Raw genomic sequence first — 15,875 nt, 5'->3', positions numbered from 1 at the left:
GCCGCCCCGCCCTCCCTCCGCACACCCGTCAGCGAGATCCGCACGCCCGTCAGCGAGAGAAGACTGCCGTGAACCACCCTCCCTCCAGCCCGCTGTGCAGCCCCCTGCCGGGTGCCGGACCCGACACGACCCACTACGCGCTGCCCGCACTCGCCGCCTCGGCCGGTGTGGACATCGCCGCTCTGCCGTACACCGCCCGGATCCTGCTGGAGAACACGGCCCATCTGGCCGCCACCGGGCAGGCCGACCCGGCGCTGGTTGCCGCGGTCGCCCGGTGGGGCGCCGACGGAAGTCCCACCAGCGACCTGCCGTTCCGGCCCTCGCGCGTGGTCCTCCAGGACTTCTCCGGCGTGCCCGTGGTGCTCGACCTCGCGGCGCTGCGCACGGCGGCGGCCCGGCGCGGCCTGCCCGCGCAGCGGGTCAGTCCCGTGATTCCGGCGCACCTCGTGGTGGACCACACCGTGCGGGTGGACGCGGCCGGCACCCGCGACGCGCTCCGCATCAACACGGACCTGGAGTACGCCCGCAACGGTGAGCGCTACACCATGCTGCGCTGGGCCGAGCAGGCTTTCCCCGAGCTGCGGGTCGTACCGCCGGGGAAGGGAATCATCCACCAGATCAACCTGGAACGGCTCTCCGAGGTAGTCCGGGTCACGCCCGGGTCCGACGGCCGGCCGCTGGCCCGGCCCGACACCGTCCTCGGCACCGACTCCCACACCCCCATGGTGGGCGGTGTCGGTGTGTTCGGGTGGGGCGTCGGCGGCATCGAGGCCACCTCCGTCCTGCTCGGCGAGCCGGTCCTGATGGCTCCGCCCCGGGTGGTCGGCGTCCGGCTGACCGGCCGGCCGCGCCCCGGGACCGGCGCCACCGACCTCGTCCTGACGATCACTCAACTGCTGCGCGCCCACGGCGTGGTGGGCGCAATCGTCGAGTTCACCGGGGAGGGCGTCTCTGGCCTGTCCGTCCCCGACCGCGCCACGGTGGCCAACATGGCACCCGACTACGGCGCCACCACCGCGTTCTTCCCGGTGGACGAGGAGACCCTGCGCTTCCTGCGGGCCACCGGACGCAGCGCGGAGCAGGTGGCGCTGGTGGAGCGGTACTGCCGCGCCCAGCGGCTGTTCCACACCGGCTCCGACGCGGCGGCCGTGCAGTACGCCGAGGAGCTGGTGGTCGACCTCTCCGCCGCCGAACCCTGTGTGGCCGGTCCGAGCCGACCCGACCAGCGGCTGCCGCTGAGCGCCGTCCCGGAGAGCCTGCGCGCCGTCAAACGGCCCACGGACCGGGCGCGGACCCCGGGCGCGGAGCACGGCGCACCGGGTCCGTCCGACGGCGCCGTGGTAATCGCCGCCCTGACCAGCTGCACCAACACCTCCCATCCCGGATCGATGATCACCGCGGGTCTGATCGCCAGGCGCGCCGTGGAACTGGGCCTGACGGTGCCCTCCTGGGTCAAGACCAGCCTCGCTCCGGGCAGTCGCACCGTCCCGACCTACCTCGACCGGGCCGGCGTGCTCGAACCGCTGGAGCGGCTGGGCTTCGGCGTGGTGGCATTCGGCTGCACCACCTGCCACGGGATGAGCGGACCGCTCACGGCGCAGGCCGCGCGTGCCGTCACCGAGGAGGGCATCACGGGTGTCGCCGTGCTGAGCGGCAACCGGAACTTCGAGGGACGCGTGCACCCGCAGGTCCGGGCCGCCTACCTGGCCTCGCCGGGGCTGGTGGTCGCCTACGCGCTGGCCGGTACGGTCGACCGCGACCTGACCCGGGAGCCGGTCGCCGTGGCACCGGACGGCCGCGGGGTGTACCTGCGCGACCTCTGGCCGGATCCGGCCGAGGTCGCCTCGGTCGTGCAGGCGGCCTCGGGGCCCGAACTCTTTGAGACCGTGTACGCGGACCTCTTCCGCGGCGACGGGCGCTGGCAGGCACTGGAGGCGCCCACGGGCGAGCTCTACGACTGGCCGGAGGACTCCGGCTACATCCTCGAACCGCCTTACATCGACCCGCAGGACACCGGCCTTCCGGCGGACGGGGTGGTGGGCGCCCGGGTGCTCGCCGTGCTGGGCGACAGCGTCTCGACCGACCACATCTCGCCGGTCGGTGCCATCGCACCCGACGGCGAGGCGGGGCGCTACCTGGCCGGACACGGCGTTCCCGAGGCCGAGTTCAACAGTTTCGGCGCCCGCCGGGGCAATCACCATGTGATGCTCAGGGGCACCTTCGGAAACCCCCGGTTGCGCAACGCCCTGGCGGACGGCCGCGAGGGCCCCTGGACCAGGCACCACCCCACCGGGGAACTGGTGTCGATCCACGAGGCGGCCGAGCGGTACCGGACCGCCGGCACCCCTGCGGTCGTCGTCGCGGGACGGGAGTACGGCTGCGGCAGTGCCCGTGACTGGGCCGCCAAGGGCACCGCCCTGCTCGGCGTACGGGCGGTACTGGCTGAGAGTTTCGAGCGGATCCACCGGAGCAACCTCGTCGGCATGGGCGTCCTGCCGCTCCGCTTCCCCGAGGGCGGCAGCCGCGAGGGCTACGGCATCGACGGCTCCGAGGAGGTGGACCTCGGCTCGCTGTCCACGCTCCGGCCGCACGGCCCGGTCACCGTCCGGCTGCGCCACCGGGACGGCTCGGTGACCGTCTTCGAGGCGATCGCCGCGGTGGAGACGGCGCGCGAGGTGGAATACCTGCGGGTCGGCGGGGTCCTGCCCTTCATCATGGGCCGCCTGGTCCGGGAGTCGGCGCGGTGACCGGCTCCCGGTCGGCGCCCCGGCGCCGTGGGTGGGCACCGTGCCCGCCGCCCACGCGTGTCCGGCCCGCCGGAAGCAACGTTTATGATCATCGGTCAGGTCGGCCCTGCCGGGCGGTCCCGGCTGCCGTGCCAGCGGCCACCGGCCCCACCGCCCCTGCGGTGGCCCACTGGGCGGAGGGCACCGGGCAGACGGAAGGACCGGCACCCGAGCCCGGAGCCGCCCGAGTCGATGCGCGCCCGCCACACCGTCACACCTCTCAGGGAGAATGACATGACCCGTGAGTTCCATCCGGACTTCGGACGGACCGCCCAGGACTACACCCGCCACCGGGCCGGCTTCCCGCCCAAGCTGATCAACCGGCTGAAGCCCTACGGCATCGGACTGCCCGACCAGGCGATCCTCGACATCGGCACCGGAACCGGCAGCCTGGCCCGGCTGTTCGCCCTCGCCGGGGCCCGGGTCACCGGGCTCGACCCCGCGGCGCCGCTCCTCGAGCAGGCCGAGCAGCTCGACCGGGCCGCGGGCGTAGAGATCGATTACCACGTGGGCAGCGCCGAGTCGACCGGCCTGCCGGACGCCGGCTTCGACGTCGTCTCGGCGGGTCAGTGCTGGCACTGGTTCGACGCCCCCAGGGCGACCGCCGAGATCCGGCGCCTGCTGCGTCCCGGTGGCCTGGTCACCATTGCGCACTTCGACTGGCTGCCCCTCCCCGGCAACGTGGTGGCTGCGACCGAGGAGCTCATCACCTCCTTCAACCCCGCCTGGACCATGGGCGGGGGAACCGGTCTCTACCCGCGCTGGCTGACCGACCTCGCCTCGGCCGGGTTCACCGGCATCGAGACCTTCTCCTTCGACCTGGACATCCCCTACACGCCCGAGGACTGGACCGGCCGCATCCGTGCCAGCGCGGGCGTCGGGGCCAGCCTCTCGCCGGAGAAGGTCGTGGAGTTCACCGAGCGGCTCACCGCGGTCCTGCGCGACTCCTTCCCTGGTGAGATGCTCCGGATCCCGCACCGGACCTGGGCCGTCTGCGCCAGGGCGGACCGCGAGACCGACGCGTGAACGGCCCGCTGACCGCTCGCCCGTTACTGAGCAGCAGGCTGCGGGGCACCGGCACCTCGGTCTTCGCGGAGATGTCGGCCCTGGCTGCCGAGACCGGGGCGATCAACCTCGGCCAGGGCTTCCCGGACACCGACGGTCCGGCCCCGGTCGCCGAAGCGGCGGCCCGGGCGATCCGCGACGGGCGGGGCAACCAGTACCCGCCCGCCCGGGGCGTCCCGGAGCTGCGGCGTGCGGTCTCCCACCATCAGAAGCGCTTCTACGGGCTCTCCTACGACCCCGACACCGAGGTCCTGATCACCACCGGCGCGACCGAGGCCATCGCGGCCACGATGCTCGCCCTGCTTGAGCCGGGCGACGAAGTGATCACCTTCGAGCCCTTCTACGACTCCTATGCGGCGTGCATCGCCATGGCCGGAGCCGTCCGCGTGCCCCTCACACTCCACGCACCGGACTTCCGGCCCGACCTCGAGGCCCTGCGCGCAGCGGTCACCCCGAGGACGCGGCTGCTGCTGCTGAACTCGCCGCACAACCCGACCGGCATGGTGCTGAACCGGGAGGAACTCACGTCGATCGCGCGACTGGCCGTCGAACGCGACCTCCTGATCGTCACCGACGAGGTCTACGAGCACCTGGCCCTGGACACCGAGCATCTTCCACTCGCCTCGTTCCCCGGCATGCGGGAGCGGACGGTCTCGATCTCCTCGGCGGGCAAGACCTTCTCCTTCACCGGCTGGAAGGTCGGCTGGGTCACCGCGCCGCCGGAGCACGTCACCGCGGTCCTGACGGCCAAGCAGTACCTTACGTTCGCCGGTGGCGGTCCCTTCCAGTTCGCGGTGGCCGAAGCACTCGACCTTCCCGACGGCTACTACACGGCGCTCAGGACGGACCACCGCCGAAGACGCGACCTGCTCTGCGACGGCCTCTCGGCCACCGGCTTCGAGGTGTTCCGCCCCGAGGGCACCTACTTCGTCACCACCGACGCGGCCCGCCTCGGAGCCGTGGACGGAAGGGCCTTCTGCCGCGAACTCGCCCGGCGGCGCGGTGTCGTGGGAGTGCCGAACCAGGCCTTCTACGACGACCCGGACGCCGGACGCACCCAGGTGCGGTTCGCCTTCTGCAAGCAGGCCTCCGTCCTGGAGGAGGCGGTGGCCCGGCTGCGGGCCTGAGAGCCTCCCCCACCGGTGCCCGGCGGACAGAGCCTCCGGCCGGGCACCCCGCCCCTCTTGGGTGTCCAGCGCTTCCGTGGTGGCAGCACAGACAGGTGTCGAGGGCGGTGCGGTTGGCCGTGATGCCGTAGGGCCAGCAGTCCTCGGGGAACGGGGTGCTGTTCCGGTCGAACAGGGCGTTGGCCCAGGGAAGCATCGTGGGCCGCCGTGGGCCGCGGCGTTCAAGTCCGTCTCGGTGCCTCCGATACCGCACGGATATCGTGTGCCGAGTGGACCTCGGTTCGCTCCGGTACTTCGTCGCCGTCACAGGGCCCGGACGACGCGTCCCCGGCCGTGCACACCATCCTGGAGTGTCTTCAGACGGCCCGGTGGAACGGAACGTCCGCTCCCGCCCCGGTGGACCAGCCGCTGCCCGCCGGACTGGTGAGCGTTCCGCTCGCCGGCCGGTCGCCGAGCGATCTCGTCGTGGCCTGGCCGAAGGGGTCGCGGAGCCCGCTGGTGCGCAGCCTCGTTCAGGTGGCCGGGGGGCAGTGGTGAGCGAGCGGGTTCGGCAGGGGCGCGTACCGGGCGTCCGCGCCGTCCGCCCCCGTCCAGCGGAGCAGCAGATTGGTCTTGCCGGGGAGGGCCGGTGCGGTCAGCAGGGCGGGGATCTCGGGGAGGGGGTGCCGGGCCAGCTCGGCGCGGGCGGCGGGCCAGGGGTTCCAGCCGGGGTGGCGTTCCGACAGCAGGGCGGCCACCTCGACCAGGTTGTTGACCACCAGGCAGTAGACGAGCCGTTCCCAGCCGGACGCCCGGTCCACGTCCGTCAGGAGCTTCACGCCCTCCGCGTCCCGGAACAGCGCCTGCACGGGCAGGCCCGTGTCGTCCACCGCGACCAGGGTGTTCTGGAGATGCGCCTCGAGCACCACCCCGTGCCGGTCGAACACCTCCAGGGCCGGGGGCACGACCTGGCGCAGATAGGCCGCCCACCAGTCCTCGGGGTCGGTGATCCGGTCCAGCGGGCTGCCGTCGAAGCCCTCGGCCAGGGCCGCGGCGAGCAGCGGGGTGGCGCCGGGCCTCAGCCGGGGGCGCAGTCCGTCGCGGACCAGGACGGCCAGTTCCTCGAAGGCGAAGGCGGCCGTGCGGTAGCCGCGGTCGCTCAGCCAGACGGCTGGGCCGCGGTGTGCGGCGAAGGCCGCCGTCGCCGCCGCGTCGGTGCGGCGCAGCCCGAGCAGGTCGTGCCGCCACAGCCGCCGGATGTCATTGGTGATCCGCACGTCCAGGCTGAACTTGAGGAAGCGGTCGTCGGCGGGGTCGTAGACCGTGCGGATCGCGGCCGTGGGCCATACGGTGCCTGCGCTGCCGTCGAGCCGTATCAGGCGGCCGTCGGCGAAGGCTTCGCGGATCTCCGGACGGCCGCCGACCAGTTCGAGCTGCCAGGGGTGCGCGGGCAGCAGCCGGTAGCCGGGCGGGGCCGTGCCGAGGGCGTCGAGCGCCGTGGTGTCGCCCTCCTCGGCGACGGTGTCCTCGCGCACGGCGAGCAGGGTGAGCGGAAAGCAGGCGTGCGCCTCCGGCGCGTACGGCAGCCAGCTCGCGACCGGTCCGCCGCCGCGCGCCTTGGGGGCCGGATGGTAGGGGTGCCCGGTGATCAGGGACTGCTCGGAGCGCACATACGGGTCGTCCGGCGGGGTCGCGCGGGCGCGGGCGGCCAGGATCGCGGCGACCGCGTCACGGCTGTCCAGCATCTCCCCGGGCAGTTCGGGGTTGGACAGACCGGTGGCAAGGCGCAGTTCCTCGGAGGTGAGTTTGACCAGGTCGGCGTGGGTGAGCGGCTGCCAGGTCCCGTCGGTGTTCAGCTCCGGGTCGCGGGGGCGGCGGCCGCCGTGCACCCGGAGCAGCCGGCCGCCCGCGCGCAGCCGGTGGACGCCTTGTCCGCCCGCGGGGTCCGCCGCTTCCCGGAGCAGACAGCTGAGCAGCGGTGCCGCCGCGTAGGCGTCGGCCCGCTCGGGAACCCGGTCCCCGGGGTGCAGGTGATCCATGCGATCCATTCGTTCCGTACGGTGCACTGGCGATCAGTATGTCGGCCGCGGTCCGGTACCACGAGTTGACCGCCCGTATCCGAGGAGCTTCGGCGTGTTCCCATCCTCTTCCGTCGAGACGACGCTGGCTCGCGAGTCGGCGGACGTACGGCCCGATCTGGTCACGGCGTACGCGGCCGCGCTGCCCGGTGCGCGGGCCGCGGTGCTCTCGCGTCTGTGGCGGGCGCTGGCCCATGAGCCGCTGCCGTGGATCGCCCGCCGGGAGCCCGTACGGGAGGGGCTGGTGCTCCGTCTGACGGACGGGCGGCGGCTGCACGGGCCGCCCGCGGACCCGTATGCGACCGGCGCGTATGTCACCGAGGTGCTGCTGGACGGGCGCGGCCACGACCGTGCGGCGGCGCTGGTGGAGGCCCTGGGCATACCGCACGGTGCTGCGTTCGCCGCCGAACTGGACAACAGTACGGCGTCGTTGGCGCTGTCGCGGGCGGCCCAGCCGCACGAGGCGCCCGCGCCGGAGAGCAGCTGGGCGTGGGAGCAGCGGGTGGTGGACGGGCATCCGTACCACCCCAACTGCCGTTCCCGGCCCGGCTTCTCGGCCGCGGAGCAGCTCGCCTACGGTCCTGAGCACCGGCCGCTGGTGCGGCTCGGCCTGGTTCCGGCGGACGAGGGCGTGCTGCGCGGTGAGTGGCCGGACTGGCTGTGGGACGGGGGGCGCCCGCTGGTGCCGGTGCATCCCTGGCAGACGGCGCATGTGCTGCGCCGGGGGGCGCAGGAGGGCCCGGTCGCGCATCCGTTGATGTCCCTGCGCACGCTGGCCCTGCCCGACGGGGGGCCGCATGTGAAGACCGCGGTCAGCGCGCGGCTGACGTCGTCCGTGCGGGACATCTCGGTCGCGTCCGTGGAGACCGCGCTCGTGGTCTCGCAGTTCGCGGAGTCGGTCGCCGCGCGCACCGGCGGACTGCTGCACATCACCCGCACCCTGGGGGCGTTCAGCGCCCACTCCCCCGATCTGGCCGCGGTGGTGCGGGAGTCGCCCGAGAGCTGTGCGGAACTGGCGGCGGGCGAACGGGTGGTACCGGTGGCCGCGCTGCCGGTCACCGGGCTCCCGGCGTCCCCCGCCTGGCTCGCCGCGTTCACCCGGCTCGCGCTCACCGTGGGGCTGTGCCTGCTGGATCTGGGCGTGGCGTTGGAGGCGCACGGCCAGAACCTGCTGGTGGTGCTCTCGCCCAGCGGGGAGCCGCGGCGTCTTGTCTACCGCGATCTCGCCGACATCCGGGTGAGCCCGGCCCGGCTGGCGCGGCACGGCATCAAGGCCCCGGAGGTCGCCGACCGCATGGTCACCGACGAGGAGGCGGTGCTGCGCCGCAAGCTGTTCGGCTCGCTGGTCGCGGGCGCGCTGGCCGCCGTGGCGGGCGGGGCGCCGGCCCTGGGGACGGCACTGGAGAGCGCCGTACGGGAGCTGCCGGACGGCCCCGATCTGGCGGCGCTGCGCGAAGAGCCCCTGCCCGCCAAGGCGCTGACGCTGATGCGGCTGTCGCCGGGGCGCTCCGGCGACCAGTGGACCGGGCTGCCCAACCCCCTCGTTCCCGCGTCCGCCCCCTGGGGTCAATGAGATCGTTTTGAAGCGCGCCCCCATTGATCAATAAGATCCGCCGATGATCACAAGACAACGGCTGGCGGTGGGAGTCTGCGCCCTGCTCGCCGCCCTGACGGCCGGGATCGCCGTCCCGGCCGGTGCCGTCGCCGACGAGACGACACCCCAGGACGCCCCCAAGGTCGATCTCGTCCTCGACGTCAGCGGCTCGATGCGGGCGCGGGACATCGACGGCGACTCGCGGATGGCAGCGGCGAAGCAGGCGTTCAACGAGGTCCTCGACGCGACGCCGGAGCAGGTGCAGCTCGGCATCCGGACCCTGGGTGCCAACTATCCGGGCAACGACCGCAGAACGGGCTGCAAGGACACCGCGCAGCTGTATCCGGTGGGCCCGCTGAACCGGACCGACGCCAAGACGGCCGTCGCGACGCTTCAGCCCACCGGGTGGACGCCGATCGGGCCGGCCCTGCTGAAGGCGGCGGACGATCTGAGCGGCGGCAACGGCACCCGCCGTATCGTCCTCATCACCGACGGCGAGGACACCTGCGCCCCGCTCGACCCCTGCGAGGTGGCCCGGGAGATCGCGGCCAAGGGGATCGGGATGACCATCGACACCCTGGGCCTGGTCCCGGACACCAAGCTGAGCAAGCAGCTCAGCTGTATCGCGGAGGCCACCGGCGGCACCTACACCTCGGTGCAGCACAAGACCGAACTGTCCGGCAAGGTCAACCAGTTGGTGGACCGCACGGCGGACAAGGTGGTCACCCCCGTCGCGGTGGACGGCAGCGGTCAGTGCACCTCGGCGCCCGCGCTGAAGTCGGGCCTGTTCACGGACCGCGAGGACTTCGGGGTGCACCGCTACTACCGGGTGGACGTGAAACCGGGCCAGGAACTGCGCGCCTCGGTGAGCGTCTCCGACGACCGGCAGGTCGGCCCCGACTACGGGGTGACACTCCGGGCCGTCACCCTGCACGGCCGGGAGATCGTCCGCGGTGAGGCGACCGGCTCGGGCCGTACGGACGTCCTGTCGACGGGTCTGCGCTATCCGAAGGCCGGGAGCGACGACGAGAATGCGCCCGCCGAGACGGTGTGCCTCGAAGTGGCCAACTCCTTCTCCCCGGCGGCCGGTGTGAAGACCTCGCCCGGTCTTCCGCTGGAGCTGACGGTCGATGTGGTGAAGGGCCCCGACGGTGCGGCCGATGTGGCCTCCTTCGGCCTCGGCCGCGGCTGGTGGCTGCTCGGTGCCCTCGTTCTGGCCGGCTTCCTCGCCGGTGTGCTGTGGGGCTGGCTGTCGCGCTGGCGGATCGCGGTCTGGAGGACCAACTGATGCGTATCGTCAAGGCATTGACGGCGGCGGCGCTGCTGCTCGGCACCGCTGCGACCCCGGCCCTCGCGGACGCCTCGCCCTCGGCGAGCCCGTCCGGTGACGGCGACGCGCCCACCTCGGCGGGCACCTCGTTCCGTACGGCGACCGAGATCGAGCAGGGGCAGCAGGCCACGGCCGCCGCCTCCACGGGTGACTACCTGTACTGGCAGTTCCCCGCGGACGCGGAGCAGCGGCCCACGGTGAAGGCGACGGTGAAGCTGCCCTCGTCGTCCCGCGGTGGGACGCAGACCTGGCAGCTCGACGTGTACGACGGCCTGCGGCGCCGTCAGGCCTGCCAGTACGGGGCGCAGACGCGTACGGCGTCGCCGGGGGCGGCCTCGGTCGACCTCGCATGCACGCTGCGCACGGTCCGCGCCTGGGCCGAGCCCTGGGCCGACGACCCGCTGCCGGGCACGTACTACGTCCGGCTGACCGCGGTCGGGCTCGGCGCGGCCGATCTGGGGCTGCCGGTGAGCACCGAAATCCGGGTGGACTCCAAGGACATGGGCGGCGCGGCGGCGGTGGACGGTTCGCTGTCCGAGCCGCTGGTGCCGGGGATCGCGCGGAAGGTCTCGGACTCCGCGGCGGACGCGCCCACGCTGTCCTCGCTGCGGCCCGACACCTCCGCCTGGTGGTCGGACCGCTGGGTGTGGACCGGGATCGGCGGTGTCCTCGCGGCACTCGCCGGAATCGGCGGCTACGCCCTGACCCGCGGTTCGGGACGGCCGTCACGGATACCGCCGGGCGCCTGACGTCCCTCCTCCTGTGGGGACTTGAGGCCCGCCGCGCCCTTGAGGCACGGCGGGCCTCGGTCATGTCCGGGGGGCGGGCCCCGGCCGGTTGCGACGGGCGCGGGGCCCCGGTCGGCCCTAGAGGCGCGACAGACCCCGGTCACGCCCAAGGGGCGCGGCGGACCCCGGTCACGCCCAAGGGGCGCGGCGGACCCCGGTCGGGTCCGGGTACCCCCCGGCTTCGTCACTCGCCGCGCAGTGTCTTGGCCAGGGTGCTGTCCCCCGAGATCACGAGGCGCCCCTCGGCCAGTGCCTGAGGGAGTGTCAGGACGCCTTCTTCTAGCGCGGTACAGGTCTCCGCGTCCAGGGCCAGCCGGGCGTCCGGCTCCTCGGGGGCGGGCCCGTCGCCGTAGGCCGGGCCGCTCCCGGCGCCGAGCCGCAGGTGGAACTCGCCCTCGTCGAGGCGCACTTCGAGCAGTCCCTCGCCCGGCAGGGCACGCAGCAGCGGCAGGGCGAACCAGTGCGCGCGCACCGCGTCCGTGGGTCTCCGCTCCGCCAGCGCGGGGGCACCCCAGGCTCCCAGCGCCTGGATCACCGGGAGCAACTCGGCTCCGCGAGGGGTGAGTTCGTAGACGTAGGCGGCGCCCGGCGGTGGCAGTCTGCGGCGGGTGGCCAGCTGGTCGCGCTCCATGTCCTTCAGCCGGGACGCCAGGACGTCCGTGCTCACGCCCGGCAGGTCCGCGTGCAGATCGGTGTAGCGACGCGGTCCGGCCAGCAGCTCACGGACGATCAGCAGGGTCCAGCGGTCGCCTACGGCGTCGAGGGCCCGGGCCGTGGAGCAGTACTGGTCGTAGCTTCGGCGAGGTGACATACGACGCAGTCTAGACACGTTGTTGGACTTTCCAAGCTTCTGCTTGGTAAAACCAAGCAACCAGGACGGCGGAGGGAAGCGGCGCATGGAGTTCCGGCAGTCGAGCAAGCTCAGCGAGGTCTGTTACGAGATCCGCGGCCCGGTGATCGAGCACGCCAACGCGCTGGAGGAGGCGGGCCACAGCGTGCTGCGCCTGAACACCGGCAATCCCGCGCTCTTCGGCTTCGAGGCCCCGGAGGAGATCCTCCAGGACATGATCCGGATGCTGCCGCAGGCGCACGGCTACACGGACTCGCGGGGCATCCTGTCGGCCCGCCGCGCGGTGGCCCAGCGCTACCAGGCCAGGGGGCTGGAGGTCGGCGTGGACGACGTCTTCCTCGGCAACGGTGTCTCCGAGCTGGTCTCGATGGCCGTACAGGCCCTGGTGGAGGACGGCGACGAAATCCTCATCCCTGCACCGGACTTCCCGCTGTGGACGGCCGTGACCACGCTCGCCGGTGGCAAGGCGGTGCACTATCTGTGCGACGAGCAGTCCGACTGGTACCCGGACCTCGACGACATGGCCGCGAAGATCACGGACCGCACCAGGGCCGTAGTGATCATCAACCCCAACAACCCCACGGGAGCGGTCTATCCGAAGGAGATCCTGGAGGGCATCCTCGACCTGGCCCGCCGCCACGGTCTGATGGTCTTCGCGGACGAGATCTACGACCAGATCCTCTACGACGGCGCCGTGCACCACTCGGCCGCCGCCCTCGCCCCTGACCTGGTGGTCCTGACCTTCTGCGGGCTGTCCAAGACCTACCGGGTCGCGGGGTTCCGCTCCGGCTGGCTTGTGGTGTCGGGCCCCCGGCAGCATGCGCGCAGCTATCTGGAGGGCCTGACGATGCTGGCTTCCATGCGGCTGTGCGCCAACGCCCCCGCCCAGTACGCCATCCAGGCCGCGCTCGGCGGGCGGCAGTCCATCGGGGAGCTGACCGCGCCCGGCGGCCGTCTGCACGAGCAGCGCGAGGTGGCCTGGCGCAAGCTCAACGAGATCCCCGGTGTCAGCTGTGTGAAGCCCAAGGGCGCGTTGTATGCCTTCCCGCGGCTGGACCCCGCGGTGCACCGGATCCACGACGACGAGAAGTTCGTACTGGACCTGCTGCTGCGGGAGAAGATCCAGGTGGTCCAGGGCACCGGCTTCAACTGGCCCTCCCCCGACCACTTCCGGGTGCTCACGCTGCCCCACGCGGACGATCTGGAGGCGGCGATCGGACGGATCGGGCGCTTCCTGAGCGGCTACCGCCAGTAGAGCGGAGCGGCTACCGCCAGGAAAGCTGAGCGGCTAACGACAGGAGAGCTGAGCGTCCACCGCCAGTGGCGCGGCTGCCGTCGGCCGGTCCCCCGTCCTGTGGCGGGACCGGCGGGCGGCCGTCTGGCCCAATCCGTTCTGCGCGCCGCCGCGCGGGTGTGCCACGGTGCTGGGAGGCGGAGGCAGGAAAGGGGCGGAGCAGGAAGGGGACGGCCGTGGGCGACCTCATTCTCGTCCGGCACGGTGAGACCGAGTGGTCGCTCTCCGGGCGGCACACCGGGCGGACGGACGTGCCGCTGACCGAGAACGGCCGGGAGCAGGCACGTCGGCTCGCCCCGCTGATCGCCCGGCACCACATCGAGTCGGCGTTCGTCAGCCCGATGCTGCGGGCGCGGGAGACGGCCCGGCTGGCGGGCATCGGGGGCGCCCGCGTCGACGTGGACCTCTCCGAATGGGACTACGGCGGCTACGAGGGCGTCACGACCGTCGAGATCCACCGGACGCAGCCGGACTGGTTCCTCTTCACGGACGGCGTCGCGCCCGGTCCCCCGGAGCACCCCGGGGAGAGCCCGGAGCAGGTCGGGGAGCGCGCGGACCGGATGATCGCCAAGATCGACGCGGCGCTGGCGGAGGGCGAGGGCAGCGTGGTCGTCGTCTCCCACGGCCACTTCCTGCGGGTGCTGACCGCGCGGCGGCTGGGGCTGTCGCCCGCGGCGGGCGCCCTGTTCCAGCTCTCCACGGGGACGATGAGCCGTCTCGGCACGGAACACCGTCGGCACGTGGTGGCCGGGTGGAATGTCAGACCCGACGCGTACTGTTCCCATGGGTCCCTCGCCGCGGGGGAAGCGGGGCCCGCCGAGGAGCAGTGACGGGGATCCGGGCACGTCCGCGCCCGTGTCCTCCCCTGCGGGAAGGAGCAGGCCCGTGACCCGGCCGCCGACCGCCGTACAGCAGCGACTGATCTATGCCGCCGATCCCGCCACTGGGCGGCTGCGGGGGACGGACGCCCAGCTCGCCGCCCTGGTCGGACGCGGGCTGGCCTTCCGTCACCCCCGCCCGCCGCACGACCACTTCCTGACCCCGGCGGGGCACCGGATACGGGAGGGGGCCGGTGCGGAGACGCCTCCCGGCGCGTCGAGCGGAGAGGCTCCCGACGGCTCCGGAGGGTTCGCCGCGCGGGTCGGGGGTGAGGTGGGGGCGGAGTCCGGACCGGCCCGGCTGCAAGAGGTGCGCGGGGCCTGGCAGGGGCTGCTGGAGCTGCGCCGGATGACCAATCCGGACGGTGCCGTGGACCGCCCCTGCGGCTGGGAGCGGACCCAGCTGGTACGGGCGGCGGCGCTCGCCCTGGAGGCGGCCGGGCACCGTCCGGCGACCGGGGACGCGGCGGACGGGTACCGGGTGCGGGCGACCCCGCAGCCGGAGGCGGTCGCCGTGCACGGGCCGGATCCTGCCGCACTGCGCGCCTCGGCGGCCGCGCTGGAGGAGGCGGGCTGGCAGGTGGGTGAGTACACGGAGCCGCGCACCCGGGCCCGCTATCTGCTGGCCTCCCCGCGACGGCGGTGAGGCATGGGCCGGCCAGTCCCGGTCCGGTCAAGTCAAGTCCGGCTCGGTCCGGTCAGTGCGCGTTCGCCGGGCGGGCTCCCGCGATCTCCTCGCCCGGCTGCATCGGGCGCGTCACCTCCCGGCCGTCCTGGCCCCTGCCGAGGTGGTTGAAGACCAGATTCAGCAGGACCGCCGCCACACAGCCCGTGGAGATGCCCGAGTCCAGGACGATCCGGACCGTCTGCGGGAACGCGTGGTAGAAGTGCGGCGCGGTGATCGGGATGATACCGACGGCCAGGGAGACGGCCACGACCAGGGCGTTGCCGTCCTGGTCCAGGCCCGCCCGGACCAGGGTCTGGATGCCGCTCGCGGCCACCGAGCCGAACAGGACGACCCCGGCGCCCCCGAGCACCGGCCGCGGCACGACCGCGACGAGGGAGGCGGCCACCGGGCACAGGCCCATCAGGACGAGGAAGCCGCCGGCCGTGGCGACGACGTACCGGCTGCGGATGCGGGTCATGGCGACCAGCCCGATGTTCTGGGCGAAGGCGCTGCACATGAAGCCGTTGAAGAGCGGGCTGAGTGCCGAGCCGAGGGTGTCGGCCCGCAGGCCCGCCGCGATGGTCCGCTCGTCCGCGGGGCGTTCGACGATCTCGCCCAGGGCCAGCATGTCGGCGGTCGACTCGGTCATCGACACCGCCATCACCACGCACATCGACAGGATCGCCGCCAGATGGAACCGGGGGGCACCGAAGTGGAAGGGCGTGGGGAAGCCGATCACGGCCGCGTCCGCGACGGGTCCGAAGTCCGCGGCGCCGAAGGGGATCGCGACGGCCGTACCGGCGATCAGGCCGAGCAGTACGGCGATCTGTTTGACGAAGCCGCGGGTGAAGCGGCGCAGCAGCAGGACGAGGGCGAGGGTGGTGCCCGCGAGTCCCAGGTGTGCCGCCGAGCCGTAGTCCCTGGCGGCGGGATCGGGGCCCTGGGCCCAGCCGAAGGCGACCGGGAGCAGCGACACCCCGATGAGGGTGATCACGGTGCCGGTGACGACCGGTGGGAAGAAGCGGACCGCCTTGCAGAAGACGGGTGCGGCCAGAAAGCCGAGGAACCCGGCGACGATCACCGCGCCGAAGATCACGGGCAGGGCGTCGGACCGGTCCTTGCCGGCGGCCGCGATGGCGGTCATGGGCGCCACACCGGCGAAGGTGACGCCGTTGACGAACGGGAGCCGGGCTCCGATCTTCCAGACGCCGAGGGTCTGGAGGACGGTGGCGAGGCCCGCGGTGAACAGGCAGGCGCCGGTGAGGAAGGTGAGTTCGGTGCCGGACAGTCCCACGGCGGCGCCGACGATCAGGGGCGGGGCGACGACCCCCGCGTACATGGCGGCCACATGCTGAAGGCCGCTGGTCGCCAGCTTGAGGGCGGGCAGTTTCTCGTCTACGGGATGGGCGGCCACGGCGGCTCCTCCGGTCGGTGGCACG

General features: G+C 73.1%; 12 protein-coding genes. 9 read left to right on the top strand and 3 right to left on the bottom strand.

The window, feature by feature from the left end; all coding sequences use genetic code 11:
- Window positions 1-68: 68 nt before the first annotated feature.
- The 3 genes from acnA (at window position 69) to ACIHAA_RS02060 (ending at window position 4,978) form a co-directional block, all read left to right on the top strand.
- Window positions 69-2,747 (top strand): aconitate hydratase AcnA, encoded by a 2,679-nt coding sequence (acnA, locus tag ACIHAA_RS02070; protein ID WP_399811802.1) that lies wholly within the window; start codon window positions 69-71, stop codon window positions 2,745-2,747.
- 273 nt (window positions 2,748-3,020) lie between these two features.
- Window positions 3,021-3,812: a class I SAM-dependent methyltransferase gene (locus ACIHAA_RS02065; RefSeq protein ID WP_399811800.1), complete on the top strand. Its 792-nt coding sequence runs from the start codon at window positions 3,021-3,023 to the stop codon at window positions 3,810-3,812.
- A gap of 8 nt (window positions 3,813-3,820) precedes the next feature.
- A complete protein-coding gene (locus ACIHAA_RS02060; protein ID WP_399813684.1) occupies window positions 3,821-4,978 on the top strand; it encodes a pyridoxal phosphate-dependent aminotransferase in 1,158 nt (385 codons plus the stop codon).
- 512 nt (window positions 4,979-5,490) lie between these two features.
- Here the strand turns inward: ACIHAA_RS02060 and ACIHAA_RS02055 are convergent.
- The gene (locus ACIHAA_RS02055) at window positions 5,491-7,005 is read right to left on the bottom strand and encodes an IucA/IucC family protein (protein WP_399811797.1); all 1,515 of its coding nucleotides are present in this window, start codon (window positions 7,003-7,005) and stop codon (window positions 5,491-5,493) included.
- A gap of 85 nt (window positions 7,006-7,090) precedes the next feature.
- On the opposite strand from ACIHAA_RS02055, the gene ACIHAA_RS02050 reads away from it, so the two are divergent.
- The 3 genes from ACIHAA_RS02050 to ACIHAA_RS02040 are packed head-to-tail and all read left to right on the top strand — an operon-like array spanning window position 7,091 to window position 10,708.
- Entirely contained in the window at window positions 7,091-8,608 is a 1,518-nt protein-coding gene (locus tag ACIHAA_RS02050; RefSeq protein ID WP_399811795.1) for an IucA/IucC family protein, read from the top strand.
- A 43-nt stretch (window positions 8,609-8,651) separates the two neighbouring features.
- A complete protein-coding gene (locus ACIHAA_RS02045) occupies window positions 8,652-9,917 on the top strand; it encodes a VWA domain-containing protein (protein ID WP_399811793.1) in 1,266 nt (421 codons plus the stop codon).
- Window positions 9,917-10,708: a hypothetical protein gene (locus ACIHAA_RS02040; protein ID WP_399811791.1), complete on the top strand. Its 792-nt coding sequence runs from the start codon at window positions 9,917-9,919 to the stop codon at window positions 10,706-10,708. Before ACIHAA_RS02045 ends, ACIHAA_RS02040 begins: the two co-directional genes overlap by 1 nt.
- A gap of 223 nt (window positions 10,709-10,931) precedes the next feature.
- On the opposite strand, the gene ACIHAA_RS02035 is transcribed toward ACIHAA_RS02040, so the two are convergent.
- Window positions 10,932-11,558, bottom strand: a complete 627-nt coding sequence (locus ACIHAA_RS02035) for a winged helix-turn-helix transcriptional regulator (RefSeq protein WP_399811789.1) — start codon at window positions 11,556-11,558, stop codon at window positions 10,932-10,934.
- A gap of 85 nt (window positions 11,559-11,643) precedes the next feature.
- Between ACIHAA_RS02035 and ACIHAA_RS02030 the strand changes: the two genes are divergently transcribed.
- From ACIHAA_RS02030 to ACIHAA_RS02020, 3 genes are all read left to right on the top strand, one after another.
- Window positions 11,644-12,852 carry a pyridoxal phosphate-dependent aminotransferase gene (locus tag ACIHAA_RS02030; protein WP_399811787.1) on the top strand — a complete coding sequence of 403 codons (1,209 nt, stop codon included), beginning with the start codon at window positions 11,644-11,646 and terminating at the stop codon, window positions 12,850-12,852.
- A 215-nt stretch (window positions 12,853-13,067) separates the two neighbouring features.
- Window positions 13,068-13,721, top strand: a complete 654-nt coding sequence (locus tag ACIHAA_RS02025; protein ID WP_399811785.1) for a histidine phosphatase family protein — start codon at window positions 13,068-13,070, stop codon at window positions 13,719-13,721.
- 55 nt (window positions 13,722-13,776) lie between these two features.
- Window positions 13,777-14,415, top strand: coding sequence for a hypothetical protein (locus ACIHAA_RS02020; RefSeq protein ID WP_399811783.1), 639 nt, complete (start codon window positions 13,777-13,779; stop codon window positions 14,413-14,415).
- Window positions 14,416-14,467: 52 nt separating this feature from the next.
- Here ACIHAA_RS02020 and ACIHAA_RS02015 read toward each other — a convergent pair whose 3' ends face one another.
- A complete protein-coding gene (locus tag ACIHAA_RS02015) occupies window positions 14,468-15,850 on the bottom strand; it encodes a nucleobase:cation symporter-2 family protein (RefSeq protein ID WP_399811781.1) in 1,383 nt (460 codons plus the stop codon).
- Window positions 15,851-15,875: the final 25 nt, after the last annotated feature.

The sequence above is a fragment of the Streptomyces sp. NPDC052040 genome (assembly GCF_044548405.1).
Classification (GTDB): Bacteria; Actinomycetota; Actinomycetes; order Streptomycetales; family Streptomycetaceae; genus Streptomyces.
Note: the sequence above shows the minus strand (reverse complement) of the source record. Positions and strands in the feature narration are given on the sequence as shown.

Excerpts from the sequence above, each read along its gene's own strand:
- ACIHAA_RS02040 (WP_399811791.1), top strand. The coding sequence starts at position 9,917 with ATGCGTATCGTCAAGGCATTGACGGCGGCGGCGCTGCTGCTCGGCACC.
- ACIHAA_RS02055 (WP_399811797.1), bottom strand. The coding sequence starts at position 7,005 with ATGGATCGCATGGATCACCTGCACCCCGGGGACCGGGTTCCCGAGCGG.
- ACIHAA_RS02035 (WP_399811789.1), bottom strand. The coding sequence starts at position 11,558 with ATGTCACCTCGCCGAAGCTACGACCAGTACTGCTCCACGGCCCGGGCC.
- ACIHAA_RS02065 (WP_399811800.1), top strand. The coding sequence starts at position 3,021 with ATGACCCGTGAGTTCCATCCGGACTTCGGACGGACCGCCCAGGACTAC.
- ACIHAA_RS02030 (WP_399811787.1), top strand. The coding sequence starts at position 11,644 with ATGGAGTTCCGGCAGTCGAGCAAGCTCAGCGAGGTCTGTTACGAGATC.
- ACIHAA_RS02045 (WP_399811793.1), top strand. The coding sequence starts at position 8,652 with ATGATCACAAGACAACGGCTGGCGGTGGGAGTCTGCGCCCTGCTCGCC.